The 16,069-nt window shown below is 69.8% G+C and carries 17 protein-coding genes, 1 tRNA gene and 1 other RNA gene; 11 read left to right on the top strand and 8 right to left on the bottom strand.

Features of this window, described 5'->3' with window-relative positions:
- Nucleotides 1-51: 51 nt before the first annotated feature.
- On the bottom strand, nucleotides 52-1,464 hold the full coding sequence (locus M8542_RS33350) for an FAD-dependent monooxygenase (protein WP_257924277.1): 1,413 nt from the start codon (nucleotides 1,462-1,464) through the stop codon (nucleotides 52-54).
- A 94-nt stretch (nucleotides 1,465-1,558) separates the two neighbouring features.
- Between M8542_RS33350 and M8542_RS33345 the strand changes: the two genes are divergently transcribed.
- From M8542_RS33345 to M8542_RS33310, 8 genes are all read left to right on the top strand, one after another.
- Nucleotides 1,559-2,143: a TetR/AcrR family transcriptional regulator C-terminal domain-containing protein gene (locus tag M8542_RS33345; RefSeq protein ID WP_257924276.1), complete on the top strand. Its 585-nt coding sequence runs from the start codon at nucleotides 1,559-1,561 to the stop codon at nucleotides 2,141-2,143.
- 77 nt (nucleotides 2,144-2,220) lie between these two features.
- Nucleotides 2,221-2,297: transfer RNA gene (locus M8542_RS33340), tRNA-Met, on the top strand.
- 369 nt (nucleotides 2,298-2,666) lie between these two features.
- Nucleotides 2,667-3,167: a PadR family transcriptional regulator gene (locus M8542_RS33335; RefSeq protein WP_247014366.1), complete on the top strand. Its 501-nt coding sequence runs from the start codon at nucleotides 2,667-2,669 to the stop codon at nucleotides 3,165-3,167.
- A gap of 63 nt (nucleotides 3,168-3,230) precedes the next feature.
- Nucleotides 3,231-4,334, top strand: a complete 1,104-nt coding sequence (gene prfB / locus M8542_RS33330) for a peptide chain release factor 2 (protein WP_257924275.1) — start codon at nucleotides 3,231-3,233, stop codon at nucleotides 4,332-4,334.
- A gap of 112 nt (nucleotides 4,335-4,446) precedes the next feature.
- Complete coding sequence (gene ftsE, locus M8542_RS33325) at nucleotides 4,447-5,136, top strand: cell division ATP-binding protein FtsE (protein WP_003082104.1); 690 nt, start codon at nucleotides 4,447-4,449, stop codon at nucleotides 5,134-5,136.
- Between the two features lie 47 nt (nucleotides 5,137-5,183).
- Complete coding sequence (gene ftsX, locus M8542_RS33320; protein ID WP_257924274.1) at nucleotides 5,184-6,077, top strand: permease-like cell division protein FtsX; 894 nt, start codon at nucleotides 5,184-5,186, stop codon at nucleotides 6,075-6,077.
- Between the two features lie 46 nt (nucleotides 6,078-6,123).
- Nucleotides 6,124-6,606 carry an SsrA-binding protein SmpB gene (smpB, locus tag M8542_RS33315; protein ID WP_043776590.1) on the top strand — a complete coding sequence of 161 codons (483 nt, stop codon included), beginning with the start codon at nucleotides 6,124-6,126 and terminating at the stop codon, nucleotides 6,604-6,606.
- Nucleotides 6,603-7,499 (top strand): amidohydrolase family protein, encoded by an 897-nt coding sequence (locus tag M8542_RS33310; RefSeq protein ID WP_257924273.1) that lies wholly within the window; start codon nucleotides 6,603-6,605, stop codon nucleotides 7,497-7,499. Before smpB ends, M8542_RS33310 begins: the two co-directional genes overlap by 4 nt.
- Here M8542_RS33310 and M8542_RS33305 read toward each other — a convergent pair.
- Together M8542_RS33305 and M8542_RS33300 are read right to left on the bottom strand one after the other, a co-directional pair.
- Nucleotides 7,489-8,790: an acyltransferase family protein gene (locus M8542_RS33305; protein ID WP_257924272.1), complete on the bottom strand. Its 1,302-nt coding sequence runs from the start codon at nucleotides 8,788-8,790 to the stop codon at nucleotides 7,489-7,491. The two genes, M8542_RS33310 and M8542_RS33305, sit on opposite strands and share 11 nt — an antisense overlap.
- A 94-nt stretch (nucleotides 8,791-8,884) precedes the next feature.
- A complete protein-coding gene (locus M8542_RS33300; RefSeq protein WP_257924271.1) occupies nucleotides 8,885-9,097 on the bottom strand; it encodes a DUF8847 domain-containing protein in 213 nt (70 codons plus the stop codon).
- Nucleotides 9,098-9,455: 358 nt separating this feature from the next.
- Here M8542_RS33300 and M8542_RS33295 point away from each other — a divergent pair, with 358 nt between their 5' ends.
- Nucleotides 9,456-9,596 carry a heme-binding protein gene (locus M8542_RS33295; protein WP_257924270.1) on the top strand — a complete coding sequence of 47 codons (141 nt, stop codon included), beginning with the start codon at nucleotides 9,456-9,458 and terminating at the stop codon, nucleotides 9,594-9,596.
- On the opposite strand, the gene M8542_RS33290 is transcribed toward M8542_RS33295, so the two are convergent.
- From M8542_RS33290 to M8542_RS33280, 3 genes are read right to left on the bottom strand one after another with little or no spacing between them, the layout of a single operon-like run.
- The gene (locus tag M8542_RS33290; RefSeq protein WP_191315430.1) at nucleotides 9,581-10,222 is read right to left on the bottom strand and encodes a response regulator transcription factor; all 642 of its coding nucleotides are present in this window, start codon (nucleotides 10,220-10,222) and stop codon (nucleotides 9,581-9,583) included. The genes M8542_RS33295 and M8542_RS33290 overlap by 16 nt on opposite strands.
- 39 nt (nucleotides 10,223-10,261) lie before the next feature.
- Nucleotides 10,262-11,395 (bottom strand): sensor histidine kinase, encoded by a 1,134-nt coding sequence (locus M8542_RS33285; protein ID WP_257924269.1) that lies wholly within the window; start codon nucleotides 11,393-11,395, stop codon nucleotides 10,262-10,264.
- Nucleotides 11,392-12,066, bottom strand: coding sequence for a sensor domain-containing protein (locus M8542_RS33280; RefSeq protein WP_257924268.1), 675 nt, complete (start codon nucleotides 12,064-12,066; stop codon nucleotides 11,392-11,394). The genes M8542_RS33285 and M8542_RS33280 overlap by 4 nt, the downstream gene beginning before the upstream one ends.
- 164 nt (nucleotides 12,067-12,230) lie before the next feature.
- On the opposite strand from M8542_RS33280, the gene ssrA reads away from it, so the two are divergent.
- Both ssrA and M8542_RS33270 read left to right on the top strand, forming a co-directional pair.
- Nucleotides 12,231-12,599, top strand: a transfer-messenger RNA (tmRNA) gene (ssrA, locus tag M8542_RS33275).
- Nucleotides 12,600-13,233: 634 nt separating this feature from the next.
- Nucleotides 13,234-13,443, top strand: a complete 210-nt coding sequence (locus M8542_RS33270; RefSeq protein WP_257924267.1) for a hypothetical protein — start codon at nucleotides 13,234-13,236, stop codon at nucleotides 13,441-13,443.
- 4 nt (nucleotides 13,444-13,447) lie between these two features.
- Here M8542_RS33270 and M8542_RS33265 read toward each other — a convergent pair whose 3' ends face one another.
- Together M8542_RS33265 and M8542_RS33260 are read right to left on the bottom strand one after the other, a co-directional pair.
- Nucleotides 13,448-14,686, bottom strand: a complete 1,239-nt coding sequence (locus M8542_RS33265) for a GGDEF domain-containing protein (RefSeq protein ID WP_372508676.1) — start codon at nucleotides 14,684-14,686, stop codon at nucleotides 13,448-13,450.
- Between the two features lie 139 nt (nucleotides 14,687-14,825).
- Nucleotides 14,826-16,043 carry an MFS transporter gene (locus M8542_RS33260; protein WP_257924265.1) on the bottom strand — a complete coding sequence of 406 codons (1,218 nt, stop codon included), beginning with the start codon at nucleotides 16,041-16,043 and terminating at the stop codon, nucleotides 14,826-14,828.
- Between the last annotated feature and the right edge of the window lie 26 nt (nucleotides 16,044-16,069).

The raw sequence follows: 16,069 nt of genomic DNA, 5'->3' as shown, positions 1-16,069 counted from the left end.
GACCCCCGCCAGGGGGCTTCGCCGCCCTGGACCCCCTGCGGGTGGTCGGGGTTACTTGAGCCAGCCGTCCGTGGATCCCGTGGTCGATGCCACGTAACCGTCCGGGCGGACCAGCACGCGCGTCACGTCCGGCCAGGGGAGTTCCGGTACCTCGGCTACGACTACCTCCGGATGTGGTGCGAACGCCGGGGTTTTCGTCAGCAGGACGAACTTTCCACTGTGGAACAAGTCGCTCGCGAAGCCGGTGTCCAGTGGGAAGTCCGGGAGGCGGGCACCTTCGACGCCGTCGTCCGGTCCGTAGTGGATCGCCAAGCCCGAGACCATGCCCGACAGCTTCCGCTGGACCTCCGGGATGGCCGTCAGCTCCCGGAACAGGCCGCGCAGCGCCAGCTGGTCCGGGGTCAGGGGGATCAGGGCGTTCTGGGCCGCCACGTTCTGCAGCACGCCTTCCGCCACCGCGCGACGCTCCGTCTCGTACGAATCCAGCAGCCCCGCCGGGGCGCGGCCGGTCAGATCCGCCGCCAGCTTCCAGCCCAGATTCATCGCGTCCTGGACCCCCAGGTTCAGCCCCTGGCCGCCGGCGGGGAAGTGGATGTGCGCCGCGTCGCCGGCCAGGAACACCCGGCCCACCCGGTACGTCGCCGCCAGGCGGCTGTCGTCCGAGAACCGGGACACCCAGCGGATCTCCTCGATCTCCACCTCGTCGCCGAAGCGTTCGCGGACCGCCGCGCGGACTTCCGCCTCCGGCACCTCGGCGCGCAGGTCGTCCGGGCGGTTCAGCCGGTCGCCGTAGCTCAGGCGGTACAGGTTCGGCTCGCCCAGCGGGATCAGGCCGATGAACTTGCCCGGGCGCAACGACGTCACCATGTTGCCCATCGAGCGCCACTCCGTCGGCGCGCCCGGCGGCGTCGTGCTGAACCGGACGTCCGCCGAGACGCCGTGGCCGCGGCCCTCGATGCCTTCGAACGGCAGTCCCAGCGCCTTGCGCACCGCGCTGCGGCCGCCGTCGCAGCCCACCAGGTACGCCGCGCGCACCCGGAGGTCGCCGGCCGTGACCGTGACGCCGTCGGCGTCCTGCTCGAAACCGGTGAGCTCGTGGCCGCGGAGCACCTTCACGCCCTGCTCGGCCAGCCGCTCCTCCAGTGCCGCCTCGACCTGGGCCTGCGGGATGCCGACCTGGTACGGGTGCCGCGTGTCCCAGCCCGCGTAGCCGACCGGGATCACCGAAAAGTGCCCGTCCGCGACGGTCGCGAACGACCGCTCCTCCGCCCGGCCCAGCAGCCCCCGCAGGTCCAGCACCTCCGCCGTCCGCGGCTGCAGGTTCAGCGCCTTAGACAACCCGGTCCGGACCGGCAGCCGCTCCAGCACGACCACGGCCACCCCGGCCAGCGCCAGCTCGTTCGCCAGCATCAGCCCGGTCGGCCCCGCGCCCGCTACGACCACCCCGGCGGTCAGCTCGTCCATCCCCAGCTCCTTAACAACGTTAAATTGACCTGACCCGAGGATGCCCTTAACATCGTTAAATTGTCAAGCGAGCTCACCGAGGAGAACCGGGAACATGGCCCTGAGCAGGCAGGACATCGCGCGTTCGGGGCTGAAGCTGCTGAACGAGGTCGGCCTCAACGGGCTCACCCTGCGGCTGATCGCCGCCGACCTCGGGGTCAAGGCGCCGGCGCTGTACTGGCACATGAAGAACAAGCAGGAGCTGCTCGACGAGATGGCGACGCAGATGTACGCCGATTCGCTCGACGAGCGGCGGCCGCCCGCCGAGCTGGGGGAGTGGGACGCGGTCGCTTACCGCGCGCGGGCGCTGCGCCGCATGATGCTGGCCTACCGCGACGGCGGGAAGGTCTTCGCCGGGACGTTCCTCGGCGACACCGGCCTGGTGGAGGAGAGCCCGCTGCGCCGCAGCATCGACGCGGGCCTCGACGAACGCCGGGTGGGCCAGGCGATGTTCACCGTCTACAGCTACGTCGTCGGCTTCACCATCGAAGAGCAGGCCGTTTACCCGGTGCCGGGGCAGCTGGACGAGCGGTACCGCACCGAAGCGGCCGGCGACCTGCTGGCCGACGTCGGTTCGCGCTTCGACGACGGCCTCGAGATGGTCCTCAGTGGAGCACGTCAGTGGCTGGAAAGGGCGTAGTCGCAGGTCAGCGACTTCGGGGACCCCGGTGAAAACCCGGTGGCCACCCCGTGTAATCTATTCAAGTACCACAACGGCGCGGGGTGGAGCAGCTCGGTAGCTCGCTGGGCTCATAACCCAGAGGTCGCAGGTTCAAATCCTGTCCCCGCTACCACGAAGAGGCGCGTTCTCGAATATTCGGGAACGCGCCTCTTTTGTCATGTTCGTACGAGTTTCGCTGCCGAGTTTTGCGCGAAACCGTCGAACGACTGCGGATCCCACGATGTGAACCCGTGCCGGGGGTGGTTGCGGTGCGTGTCCGGAGTGCGCCAAGCCGGGGAGGGTGCCCGCCGCAGCCCGGTTCGGCGGCGGGCCGCGTGCGGCTGGTTGGACCAATAACGCGGCCCCGGTGGTTGCACAGCGTGTCCGACGTCCACAGTGGACCTGCTTGCATTGGGCCGAACGAGGGGATCTCACTAGCCACAATGGACAGATGTGCTGACCACTGTGGACACAGCGGCCGATAAGTGGGAATCTAGGGGACGTGTCCGAATTGAATGCAACAGCCGCCGCCCTGCTCGGTCTGCTCCACGACGGTCCCGCCACCGGCGGGCAGCTCGTCGCGGGAGCCGGTGAGCGGTTCGGTGCCTTCTTCAGCGTCACCCGCAGCCAGGTGTACCGGGAGCTCCCGGCGCTGTCCAAGGAAGGCCTCGTCCGGCTCGGCAAGCAGGGCCCGCGCTCCAGCCAGCAGTACCTGATCACCGCCGCCGGGAAGAAGGCCTTCAAGGCCTGGCTGACCTCCGAGGCCGGCCCCGACCACCTGCGCAGCCCGCTCATCCTGCGGCTCGTGCACGCGGGGTCGCTGACGGCCAAGCAGCGCCAGTCGCTGCTCGAGTCGGCCCGGACCAGCTACGGCCAGCAGCTCGACGACGCGAAGGCGGCCACCAAGGCGGCCGACGGGCCGTACGAGAAGGCCGTCGCCGAGTTCGCCCAGGCGCAGGCCAAGGCCGCGCTGAAGCTGCTCGACGCCATTCCCGCGGCCTGAGGTTCGCGCGCCCACGACCGGTCCTCGCAACCGGTCGTGGGTTTTGCCGTAACCTTGACAAACGTGAGTGATGAGTTCGACGCGGCACTGAAGGACCTGGCCGGCAAGCTGACGCAGATCGAGTCGGTGATGGACCTCGATTCGCTGCGCGCGCAGGTGGCCGACCTGGAGGAGCAGGCCTCGAGCCCGAACCTCTGGGACGACCCCGACGCGGCCCAGAAGGTCACCAGCCAGCTCTCCCACCGGCAGGGCGAGCTGCGGCGGGTCGGTGACCTGCGTCAGCGGCTCGAAGACCTCGGCGTGCTGTACGAGCTCGCCGAGGCCGAAGGCGACTCCGGCAGCATGGGCGAGGCCGACACCGAGCTCGCCGACCTCGGCAAGTCCATCGACGGCCTCGAGGTCCGCACCCTGCTCTCGGGCGAGTACGACGACCGCAACGCCGTCGTCACCATCCGCTCCGAGGCCGGCGGCGTCGACGCGGCCGACTGGGCCGAGATGCTCCTGCGCATGTACCTGCGCTGGGCCGAGCGCCACGGCTACCCGACCGACGTCTACGACATCTCCTACGCCGAAGAGGCGGGCATCAAGTCGGCGACGTTCAAGGTGAGCGCCCCCTACGTCTACGGCACCCTCTCGGTCGAGCAGGGCACCCACCGGCTCGTCCGGATCTCGCCGTTCGACAACCAGAGCCGCCGCCAGACGTCGTTCGCGCACGTCGAGGTGCTGCCCGAGGTCGAAGAGGTCGACCACGTCGACATCCCGGAGAAGGACATCCGGGTCGACGTCTACCGCTCGTCGGGCCCCGGCGGCCAGAGCGTCAACACGACCGACTCCGCGGTGCGCATCACCCACCTCCCGACGAACATCGTCGTCTCCTGCCAGAACGAGAAGTCGCAGCTGCAGAACAAGGCGGCCGCGATGAAGGTCCTGCAGGCCCGGCTGCTGCAGCGCAAGAAGGAAGAAGAGCGCAAGGAGATGGACGCGCTCAAGGACGGCGGCTCCAGCTGGGGCAACCAGATGCGCAACTACGTGCTGCACCCGTACCAGATGGTCAAGGACCTGCGCACCGAGCACGAGGTCGGCAACCCGTCGGCGGTGCTCGACGGCGAGATCGACGACTTCCTCGACGCCGGCATCCGCTGGCGCAAGCAGACCGCGACGGTCTGATCGGTGCGGGGGGTGTTTGCGCGACCGCTCACCGTGCGCAAACACCCGCTGCTCCACCCGGGTGGACCGGGCAACCGGGGCTTCACGAGACCGGTGGGTAGTATGCCGAATCGTGATCCGGCTCGAAGAGGTTTCCAAGGTCTACAAGACCTCGACGCGGCCCGCGCTTGAGCGGGTGTCCGTCGACATCGAAAAGGGTGAGTTCGTCTTCCTCATCGGTCCCTCGGGATCGGGGAAGTCGACCTTCCTCCGGCTGCTGCTGCGCGAAGAGACGCCGAGCAAGGGCCGTGTGATGGTGTCCAACTTCGACGTCGCCAAGCTGGCCCGCCGCCGGGTCCCCCGCCTGCGGCAGACCATCGGCTGCGTGTTCCAGGACTTCCGTCTGCTGGCCAACAAGACCGTCGCGGAGAACGTCGCGTTCGCCCTCGAGGTCATCGGCAAGCCCGGCCCGACCATCAAGAAGGTCGTCCCCGAGGTGCTCGAGCTCGTCGGCCTCGACGGCAAGGCCGACCGGCTGCCCAACGAGCTCTCCGGTGGTGAGCAGCAGCGCGTCGCGATTGCGCGCGCGTTCGTGAACCGGCCGCTGGTGCTGCTCGCCGACGAGCCGACCGGGAACCTGGACCCCGACACCAGCCAGGACATCATGCTGCTGCTGGAGCGGATCAACCGCACCGGCACGACCGTCCTGATGGCGACCCACGACCATTCCATCGTGGACTCCATGCGGCGCCGCGTCGTCGAGCTGCAGCTCGGCCGGGTGATCCGCGACGACGCCCGCGGCGTCTACGGCATCGGTCGCTGACCCACCCCGCCCCCGCACCGACCCCGACCCCAAGGACTCGCCCCGACATGCGCGCCAGTTTCGTCTTCAGTGAGGTAGTCACCGGCCTGCGCCGGAACGTCACGATGACCATCGCGATGATCCTGACCACGGCCGTGTCGCTCGCCATGCTCGGCGGCGGCCTCCTGGCCGTGCGGACCATCGACAAGATGAAGTCCAACTTCCTCGCCGACGTCGAGGTTTCGGTCTACCTCACCGACGACATCAGCGCGAACGACAAGAACTGCACGCAGTCGCTGTGCCAGTCGTTGCGTTCGGACCTGCAGAGCAACGACGGGGTCGAGTCGGTCGTCTTCGAGAACCGCGACCAGGCCTTCGACCGGTTCAAGAAGATCTTCGAGAGCCAGCCGGAGCTCATCCAGCTGACCGGGCCGGAGTCGCTGCCCGCGTCACTGCACGTGAAGCTGAAGGACCCGGACCGCAGCGAGTCGATCGTGCAGCAGTACTCGACGAAGCCGGGTGTGCGGAAGGTCGACGACCAGAAGAAGTTCCTCGACCGCGTGTTCAACGCCTTCAACGGCGTCCGGAACATGGCCTTCGGCGCCGCGCTCATCATGGCGATCGCCGCGCTGCTGCTGATCGCCAACACGATCCAGGTGTCGGCGTTCACGCGGCGCACGGAGGTCGGCATCATGCGGCTCGTCGGCGCGACGCGGTGGTACACACAGCTACCGTTCCTGCTGGAGGCGGTGGTCGCCGGCGCGGTCGGTGCGATCCTCGGGATCATCATGCTGATCATCACGAAGGCCGGCTTCCTGGATTCGGTCTTCACCGGTGACGTGTTCCCGAAGATCACCATGCTGGAGCTGCTGTTCCCGGTGGCGCCGATCCTGCTCGCGGTGTCCGTGGTGATCTCCGCCATCACCGGTTACGTCACGCTGCGGCTGTACGTCCGGCACTAGGTTTAACCAGCTGCTAGTCGTCCCGAGAATCACGTAGAGTGGTCGTATGCCCAAGGAACGTGGCCAGAAGGTGATCGTGTCGAACCGCAAGGCGCGGCACGATTACTCCATCCTCGACACCTACGAGTGCGGTCTCGTGCTCGTCGGCACCGAGGTGAAGAGCCTGCGCGAGGGCAAGGCGTCGCTGGCGGACGCGTTCGCGACGGTCGACGACGGCGAAGTGTGGCTGCGCAACGTGCACATCCCGGAGTACACGCAGGGCACGTGGACCAACCACATGCCGCGGCGCACCCGGAAGCTGCTGCTGCACCGGCGTGAGATCGAGAAGCTCATCGGCAAGACCAAGGAGAGCGGGCTCTCCCTGGTCCCGCTTTCGATGTACTTCAAGGACGGCAAGGTCAAGGTCGAGATCGCGCTGGCGCAGGGCAAGAAGGCCTACGACAAGCGGCAGACGCTCGCCAAGCGCGACGCCGAGCGGGACATCAGGAAAGCCATGGGCCGCGCGCTCAAGGGCCGGTTCACGGAGTGACGGCCGGCCCGGCTTCCGATGCCGACATCGCGCGCTGGACGGCGTCGCTGGGCCTGCCGGGCCTGGTCGACCTGCACGTCCACTTCCTGCCGAAGCCGGTGATGGACAAGGTCTGGGCGTACTTCGACCAGGCCTCGACGCACTACGGCACCGACTGGCCGGTGCACTACCGGACGTCCGAAGAGGAGCGTCTGGCGACGCTGAAGTCGCTCGGCGTGACGCGGTTCGCGCCGCTGGTCTACCCGCACAAGCCGGGGATGGCCGAGTGGCTGACCTCGTGGGCGCTCGAGTTCGCCGCGCGGATCCCTGACGCCGTGCCGACCGGCACGTTCTACCCCGAGCCCGGCGCCGGGTCCGCTGTGGACGGTGCGCTGCGGGCCGGCGCGCAGGTGTTCAAGGCGCACGTGCAGGTGGGCGCGTACGACCCGCGTGACGAGCAGCTGAAGCCGGTGTGGGGCGCGCTGGCCGACGCCGGTGTCCCGGTCGTCGTCCACTGTGGACACGGTCCGTTGCGGGGCGACTTCACCGGGTTGTCGGTGTTCGAAGAGGTGCTGGCGCGGTACCCGGACCTGACGGCGGTGCTCGCGCACTCGGCGATGCCCGAGTTCGGGACGGCGTTCGAGCTGCTGGCCAAGTACCCGCGGGTGCACCTGGACACCACGATGGTCGGGGTCCCGTTCGCGGAGAAGATGTCGCCGCTGCCGCCGGACTGGACCGCGCGGCTGGCGGATTGCGCCGACCGCGTCGTGCTCGGCACGGACTTCCCGAACATCCCGTACTCCTACGCGACACAGCTGCAGGCGATCGCCGGCTGGGCGGCCGACGATCGCCTGGGGGAGTCGTTCCTGCGGGCGGTCCTCTACGACACCCCGCTGCGGCTGCTCAAGGCTTGAGCGAGGCCCGTTCGGTGATGACCACGGCGCGGCCGAGCAGGTCGAGCGTCGGAATGCGCTTGCCCGCCAGGAGGAACCCGGCCACCGCGAGGACCACCCAGGGCACCGGGCCGTGCGTGATGCCGTCCGAAAGGGGCGCGAAGCCGTGCGCGGCCAGGCCGAGCAGCCCGCCGGAGATCATCAGCCCGGCGACGACCAGCTGCGGCACGTTCGCGGTGACTTCGTAGGTGTCACGCCGCATTTCGAAGTGCGCGAACAACCGCAGCAGGCCGGTCAGCACCAGCCCGCACACCGCGAACCACGCGGGCGCCATGACGAGCCAGAACACCGTGCCCGGCGCGGGCGTCTCGTAGCCGAGGCCGTAGACCGTCACGCCCGCGACGACGATCAGCGCCGGCATGTGCCAGAGGTAGACGCTCATGAACCGCGCGCCGAGCCAGCCGAGCGTGTGGCCGATGCCGGGGCGTTCGGCGAGCGCGTTGAGCTGCGGGCGGAAGGCGAGCAGCAGACCGACCTGGCCGACCGCGAGGAAGGCGAGCAGCACGGTGGGCGGGCTCATGTTCGACACCGGCGCGCCCGGCATGCCGATCATGCTGGCCGGGTACGGGCCGAACGCGACCATGAGCGCGGTGATGCCGAAGCCGGCGGCCGAGAGCGTCAGCGCGGCGCGGCGGGTGAGCGTGCCGAGGCGGCCTTCGACGTAGTGGAAGCCCAGCTGGTGCACCGCGACCCAGACGAAGATCGCGTTGGCGTAGCCGATGTAGCCGAAGTCGTTGAAGCGCGCGACGTCCACCAGGATCCCGGCCACACCCATGACCAGCGGGACCTTGAGCCCCCAGCGCCGGTGCGCGGCGACCATCAGCGGCGTCAGCAGCACGACGAGGACGTACACGGCGAGGAACCACAGCAGCTGCGCGGCGATCGCGCTGCCGACCTGCAGGGGCTGCGGTGGGACGCCGAGGCCACGCAGGAAGTCCGGCACGACCAGCCAGACGGCCATCAGCGGCAGCACCGGCACCATGAGGCGCCGGATCCGCGCGCCGAGCCACTTCCGGGTGGATTCCGCGCGGCGGAAGGAGATCAGGTTGGCGGCGCCACCGGCGAAGAAGACCAGCGGCATGACCTGGCTGAGCCAGGTGACGACCCACCAGCCCGGGGTCGCGAGCGCGTTGCCCGTGGCGAGCTGCCCGTCGGAGTAGGACAGCACCGGCATGACCCAGTGCTGGGCGATGACGGCGAGGATGGCCCCCGCCCGGACGACGTCGAGAAAGCGGTCCCGGCTCGTTTGCATGCTGTTGAGCTTGGTCGCTTCGACCTGGGGAAACAGCGGTGCTGACCGGCGTCTTCGGGGTACTGTTCACCCCCGGTGGACAGGGGGGTTTGCCCTACCTCAGGTTGTCGCGCTCGGGCTCGTGCCGCGTCGCGGCGACGCGGTACTCCCAGCCGTCTTCGGAGAGGCCGAGCTCGTAGCGCGTCTCGATCTTCGGGCCGCCGTGGAGGTGGATGTGCCGGATGACGGCACCGGGCACGGCGTCGTCACCGAGCTCCTGGACGCGGCCGTCGAGCGGGCCACCGAAGAAGCGGACTTCGTCGGACATCTGCGCGCTCCTCTCGCCGGCGGTTCCGCTCATGGTAGGTGAGGGAGTCCGCGGGTGCCGCCGCCAGAACGGGTGACCCAGCGTCCACCCTACGGGACTTTTGGTCACTGAACGTCTTCGGTGAGGCGCTACTCTCGGCTCATGCCTCCCCACCTTCCGGGTCTCACTCTGGCCGACGCGGACCAGCTGGTGGCGGCTGGCGCCGAGCGGCTTCCCGTCGCTGATCGACGAGCCAGATCGCGGTGGCCAAGGCCCGCACGGCACTGCTGACCCTCGCCAGCTCGGCCGCCTCGAACTGACAGCCACTGCCAAAAGCGCCGCTTTCACGTGAAAGCTACGCCCTCAGGTGGTCGTTTACGTGCCCTTCGCGGGCGGCATCCTCGTCACCGACGGCGACGTGGTCCTCGGGGCGGTCGGCGCTTCGGGCGCCCACGCGCGTGAAGACGAGCAGGCGGTGCTGGCCGCGGTGGCGCAGTGGCGGGCTCAGCGGCCCAGGTAGGTCAGCACCGCGCGAACGCGACGGTGTTCCTCCGCGCTGGCCTCGAGGCCGAGCTTCGAGAAGATGTTGCCGATGTGCTTCTCCACCGCGCCGTGCGAAACCACCAGCGAGTTCGCGATCGCCGTGTTCGACAGGCCCTGGGCCATCAGCCCGAGCACTTCGGACTCCCGCGCGGTCAGCGCGTCCAGCGGGTTGCGGCGGCCGCGGGCCATCAGCTGGGCGATCACGTCCGGGTCGATCGCCGTGCCGCCGCCCGCCACCCGGCGGACCGCGTCCAGGAAGTCGGCGACGTCCGCCACCCGCTCCTTCAGCAGGTAGCCGACCCCGCCGGCGCCGCCGGAGAGCAGCTCCACCGCGTACGACTCCTCGACGTACTGCGACAGCACCAGCACCGGCAGCCCCGGGATCTCCTTGCGGGCCGCCAAGGCCGCGCGCAGGCCCTCGTCGGTGAACGTCGGGGGCATCCGGACGTCGACGATCGCCAGGTCGGGACGGTGTTCCTTGACCGCGCCGAGCAGGTCGTCACCGTTGTCGACGGCCGCCGCCGTCTCGATGCCCTCGTCGGCGAGCAGGCGGGTCACCCCGGCCCGCAACAGGACGGCGTCCTCGGCGATGACTACCCGCATCCGGCCCCCAGGTTCGTGGATGAACGGGAGCCAGCTTATTCACCATTGGCAGGGCAGGTCAGCCCGGATCACCGTCGGCCCGCCCACCGGGCTGACGACCGTGATCACACCGTCGATGGTCGCGGCGCGGTCGGCCAGCCCGGCCAGCCCCCCGCCGGGGCGCACCTCGGCGCCGCCGTGACCGTTGTCGGTGATCTCGACGACCACGTGGTCGTCGGTCCGCCACACCTTCACACCCGCTTCGGACGCTCCGGAGTGCTTCGCGATGTTCGTCAGCGTCTCGCCAACGATGAAGTAGGCCGTCGTCTCCACCGCCGCCGGCGGCCGCGGCTCGACGTCCACCGAGACGTCCACCGGGATCGGCGACTTCGCCGTCTGCGCCGACAACGCCGCGTCGAGCCCCCGGTCACCGAGCACCGCGGGGTAGATGCCACGCGCCAGGTCCCGCAGCTCCGACACGGCGAGCTTTGCGTCCGAGTGCGCCTCGTCGATCAGCTCCCGCACCGCGTCGGGATCCTGGTCGAACTTCGACTTCGCCCGCCCCAAGCTCATCGCGACGGCCACCAGCCGCTGCTGCGCGCCGTCGTGCAGGTCACGCTCGATGCGCCGGCGTTCGGCCTCCGCGGCGTCGACGCCCCTCGCGCGGGACGCCTGCAGCCGCTCGGCCTTCTGCTCCAGCCGCTGGGTGCGGTTCGGGCCCAGCAACGCGACCCCGAGCTCGCCGTGCAGCCAGCCCAGCCACGGCGTCACCCAGATCGCCATCGGCAGCAGCACGATCGACGCGATCCCGACCGCGAGCTCCACGCAGGCCAGCGGGAACGCGGCCATCAGGTACGCCAGGTCACGCCACGTGGTCGGGTCGCTCAGCCGGACCATCCACCGGCGCAGCAGCGGCTGCCCCTCTTCATAGGGACGCCGTTCGACAGGCGGCAGCGGCACGCGCAGCATCGTCTTCAGCCAGCTCCGCTCCCGGTCGCCCGACCAGCGGATGAAACTCGTCGTCGCCAGCAGGATCGGGAACCCGACCCACACCACCGCCGTGCCGACCCCGACCGCGATCCCGGTCACGACCAGCACGAACTGCACGAGCCGGAAGACGAAGCCGGTGATCATGTAGACGATCGTGCGAGCCGGGTGCGGCCGCGGGTGCTCCAGCTGCTGCGTCTCGCTCATCCCGCCACCAGGTTCTTCTCTTCCGCTTCCGCCCACCAGCGCTCCATCCGGCGGCGCTGGGCCACGGTCGTGCCCAGCAGCGCGTTCGCCAGCCGGGCGTGCATCCCCGCCAGCGCCTTCGTCAGCGCGACGGACAACGCGATGAACAGCACCCCCAGCGCTGCCCACGGTAGCGCCTCGACGGTCGAATCCACGGTCAGCCACCGCACGTCGTAGGAGGGGAAGTAGTACGCGCCCTCCGGCAGCCACCGGAAGTAGATCGGCAGCCCCGCCAACGCCAGGCTGGTCGACCAGAACGTCGTCACCAGCACAAATTCGATGATCCCCAGCGGGAACAGCAGGAAGAAATAGGCCAGGTCCCGCCACGTCGACGGATCCTTCAGCCGCCCCTTCCACCGCTCCTTCTGCCCACCGGCCGGCAAGGGCAGGTACGGCAGATCGACGTACCGGTCGAGAAGGGCGTAAACCCGCGCCCGTTCGAGCCGCGCGGCCCCCCGCACGGCCAGCACCAGCACGGCGAGCAACCCCACCCCGACCCACACCACGGCGGTCCCCAGCCCGGCCGCGGTGAACGACGTCAGCACCGCGAACGCCACCACCCCCAGCGGCAGGTTCATCAGCAAGAACGCCACCGAACCGCCGAACGGCGGATCCCGCCTCTCGCCACCCATGACCAGGCTCCCTTCAGCTCCCACGATGACTTCCATCGTGGCTTTGCCGAGGGCTCGCCGACATGGTGCGCACGGGCATCCTCCCGGTAGGGCTGGCCCTACCCCGGCCGCCGGACTATTGAGGTGGCGCCACGCGTTATGATGGACAGGTTGTGTCCCACCAAGGGGGTGAACGGTTTCGACTTTGGACGTTGATTCAGGAGAAGCGTGCCGGTGCAGGCGAGAGACCACCGTTAAGCGTCATCGCAACCAAATAAGCGCCGACTCCAGTCAGCGCGAGTACGCCCTCGCCGCCTGAGCGAGTGCGTCTCTGTCGGCCCGGGTTCGCCTCCGGCCCGGGTACCGGCATCAGCTAGGAGGCTCAGCGACCATCCCGGCCACGGGGACTGGTCGTGAAGCAAACAGTGGCTGGGCTCGTCACCTCGGCTTGTTCGCGTGACCGAGGGAGTCAAGTAGAGACGTAGCGGACTGCGCACGGAGAAGCCCTGCTGATACGCCAGAGGACCCGGGTTCAATTCCCGGCACCTCCACCTTCGAGAAGGCCTACGCCCCTTCGGGGCTGGGCCTTCTCTTCGGTTTCGTCCATGTTTTCTGGGGGTCGAACCCCCAGACCCCCGCCAGGCGGGCTCCGCCCCCTGGACCCCCGCTGGGGGCTTCGCCCCCTAGCCCCCTTTCGGGGCTTCGCCCCTGGGTGGCTTGCTTCGCTGTCGCTTCGCTGGGTTGGCTTGCTTCGCTGTCGCTCCGCTGGGGCTCGCTTCGCTTCTGGTAGGGCTGGCTCGGCAGTCCCTCCGGCCACGCGAGCCGCAGGCACTTCGCAACCAGCACTGACGAGGCTCGGCTTCCGCTCGCAGGCTCGCCTCGCACCCTCGGCGGTCTGGCTCAGCTACGCGAGCTGCGGGTACCTCGCAAACCCACACCGACGAGGATCCAGACCCCCCGCACCCCGATCCGAAGCCGTAGTCACAATCAAAGCTTCGGGGTGCCGGAGGGCTTTTCCGGCGCCAACATTCCAAGCCGCGGCGAAGGCCGGGGAACCCGTATCAGCACAACTACCCTCAGCAATATAAACCCTGTGATGGGGCCCACGTGCGAGTGAAATTTGTGTAAGTGTCATGCTTGAGCCCCGACCATGGCTCCGCACCCGCGGAGCCGGAAGTAGGTGGCCAGATGACCTGGGCCCGGCACAGTGGTAGCTCTACCGCCAGTGATGAAGACAGCCGTATGGGTGTCATACGGGCCGAGGAGGCCGAACGGATTGCCGAGCAGAATGCCCGGGCCGTCATGACCGTTGCCGGGCACTCCTCCGATGTTCGGGAGTGTGCCGAGCTTCTTGCCATGCTCGGGCTCGACGCCGGGCGGCGGCAGCGGGCCGTCTGACCTCTCACACCAGGTCCGCTACGTGGACCACCTTGTTCCGCCCCGTTGCTTTCGCGTGGTAGAGCGCGGTGTCCGCCGCGTCCAGCAGGCGCTGCAGTGATGTTCCCGCCGTCGGGTAGATCGCCATGCCGATCGACACCGACAGGCCGGTGATCGACAGCTGGCCCACCGGGACCGTCAGTGCGCTGATCGCGCGGCGGATGCGCTCTGCCGCCGCGCCGATGTCCGGGTGGGCGATGCCCGGGAGCAGCACCACGAACTCTTCGCCGCCGAACCGGCCGACCGCGTCGCCTCGGCCGCGGACCGCCGCGATGATCGCCTCCGCCACCGCGCGCAGCACCGCGTCGCCCGGCAGGTGGCCGTAGGTGTCGTTGACCTGCTTGAAGTGGTCCAAGTCCAGCATCAGCAAGCCGAACGTCGAGTGCTGGCGGGACGCCGTCGCCAGTGTCCGCTCCGCCAGGGAATGCCAGCCGTTCGTGTTGTACAGGCCCGTCTTCTCGTCCCGGTGGGCCGCCACCTCCAGCTGCTTCACCAGCACCGTCCGGTGCAGCAGCAGCAACGGAGGGAGCACCAGCACCACCAGGCCCGGCAGCGTCGCCAGCGCCAGCGCGTTCAACGCACCCAGGCAGAGCGTCGCCACCTCCAGGCCGTTGTCCGACCAGGTGCCGAACAGCGCCTCCGGGGTGCGGCCGATCTCGCGGCGGGCCGGGAGCACCAGCAGCGCGTTGACCACGAAGAACGTCGCGCCCGCCGCCGCCACCGCGAACGTGCCGGCCCAGCTGTGGCCCAGCGTCGAGCGGATGTCCGACAACCCTGACACCCGCAGCACCGCCTGTGCCGCGTAACACGACAGCAGGATGATCGCCGCGTTGCTGATCGTCCTCGACGCCGGGACGCGCTGCAGGCGGTACCAGCTGCGGATCGCCAGGTGCGCGTACAGGCCGCAGACCAGGACCCACAGCAGCAACGGCGGCAGCAACAGCACACCGGCGAACGTCCAGACCGACGTCATGTTGATGTGCGGCGTGCCCGACACCCGGCGGCGGATGCGCTCCACGCGGCGGCCCGTCTCCGACTGGAGCACCCCGAGGACCAGCAGCGCCACCAGGATCAACGCGGTCCGCCGGTCCACCGCGACGGGGTACGGCCGCAGCGTCAGCACCACCGCCGTCACCTCGGTGAGCAGGCAGTAGACAATCACTCGCGGCCCCTGTGACCACAGGGTCCAGTGACGTGGAGCCACGAGGACGTCACGAAAGCGTGGTACAGCGCGCGAGTGGCCGCCGCCGATCCGCATACTCATGGTGTCCGGCCGGTGACGGAGCCGGTCCGGCTCGAGGTGGCGAAGGGAGGCGCGCCATGTGCGGACGCGACAACTGAGGTCATGGATCCTCCCGCCCGACCCGGCGCCACGCCCTCGCGATCGGCACGGCCACCGCGGCACCCGCCGCCCCGGCCACGGCGATGGTGTGCGCCGGGCTCAGCACGTCGGCCAGCGCGCCCGCCGCGGCCGCGCCCACCCCCTGCACCGTGATCAGCCCCGCCGAGTTCACGCCGGCGCACTGCGCGCGGTGCTCGTCCGGCACCCGCCGCATGAACGACACCGTGCCCTGGATGTTGTAGCCCGTGGCCAGCAGCCCGGACACCGCCAGCAGCAGCACCGCCGGCACCAGCCCCGGCCGGAAGACGAACACCACCAGCGGTAGCCCCGCGGCGATTCCGAGCCAGCCGAGCAGGCGGACCTGCACGCGCTCCGGGACCCACTTCCCGAACACGATCCCGCCGAGCACGCTGCCCGCCGGGTCCGCCGCCATGAGCAGGCCCACCAGCGTCGCGCCCGCGCCGATCCCGGCCGCGTACGGCGCGGCCAGCGCCTCCGGCACGATGTAGAACCCGGCCAGCCAGTTGAGCGCCACCAGCGTCCGCAGGGCCGGATCGCGCCAGATCAGCCGGATGCCGGCGCCGGTCGTCGACAGCCAGGCCGGGCGCACCGCCGCCGCGACCGCCGACCGCCGCCGGACACCGGCCAGCAGGAACACCGCCGAGAGCACGAACGTCACCGCGTCCAGCGCCAGCGCGGCCGACGGCGCGAGCGCGGCGATCAGCAGCCCGCCACCGGCGAAGCCGGCCAGCTGCGCGCCCTGGATCGTCACGTTCCGCAGGGCCATCCCGACCAGGTACCGCTCGCCCGCGAGCACCGTCGGCAGCAACGCCTGCTGCGCCGCCTTGAACGGCCCGCCCAGCGCGGTCAGCGCCGCGACCAGCACGCACAACACCCAGAGCGGGACGCCGGGGATCGCGATGACGGCGACCAGCGCGGCCCGCGCCAGGTCGGCCGCGACCATGACGTCCCGGCGTGGCCACCGGTCACCCGCGCCGGCCAGCAGCACCCCGCCGAGCAGCGAGGGCACGTACGTCAGGGCGTAGGTCAGGCCGGTCAGGGCGGCCGACGACGTGCGCTGGTAGACGAGGACCGCGAGCGCGACGCGGGCGAGCTGGTCGCCGCAGACGGACAGCAGCTCGGCGGCCCACATGGCCCGGAACTCGGCGACGGCGAGCACCGCGCCGAACCCGGCCCTCGTCACCCGTGCGTCATCCATGGCCGGCGCCCCTCCGCTGTTCAGCA

It is taken from the genome of Amycolatopsis iheyensis, assembly GCF_024703995.1.
Taxonomy (GTDB): Bacteria; Actinomycetota; Actinomycetes; order Mycobacteriales; family Pseudonocardiaceae; genus Amycolatopsis; species Amycolatopsis iheyensis.
Note: the sequence above shows the minus strand (reverse complement) of the source record. Positions and strands in the feature narration are given on the sequence as shown.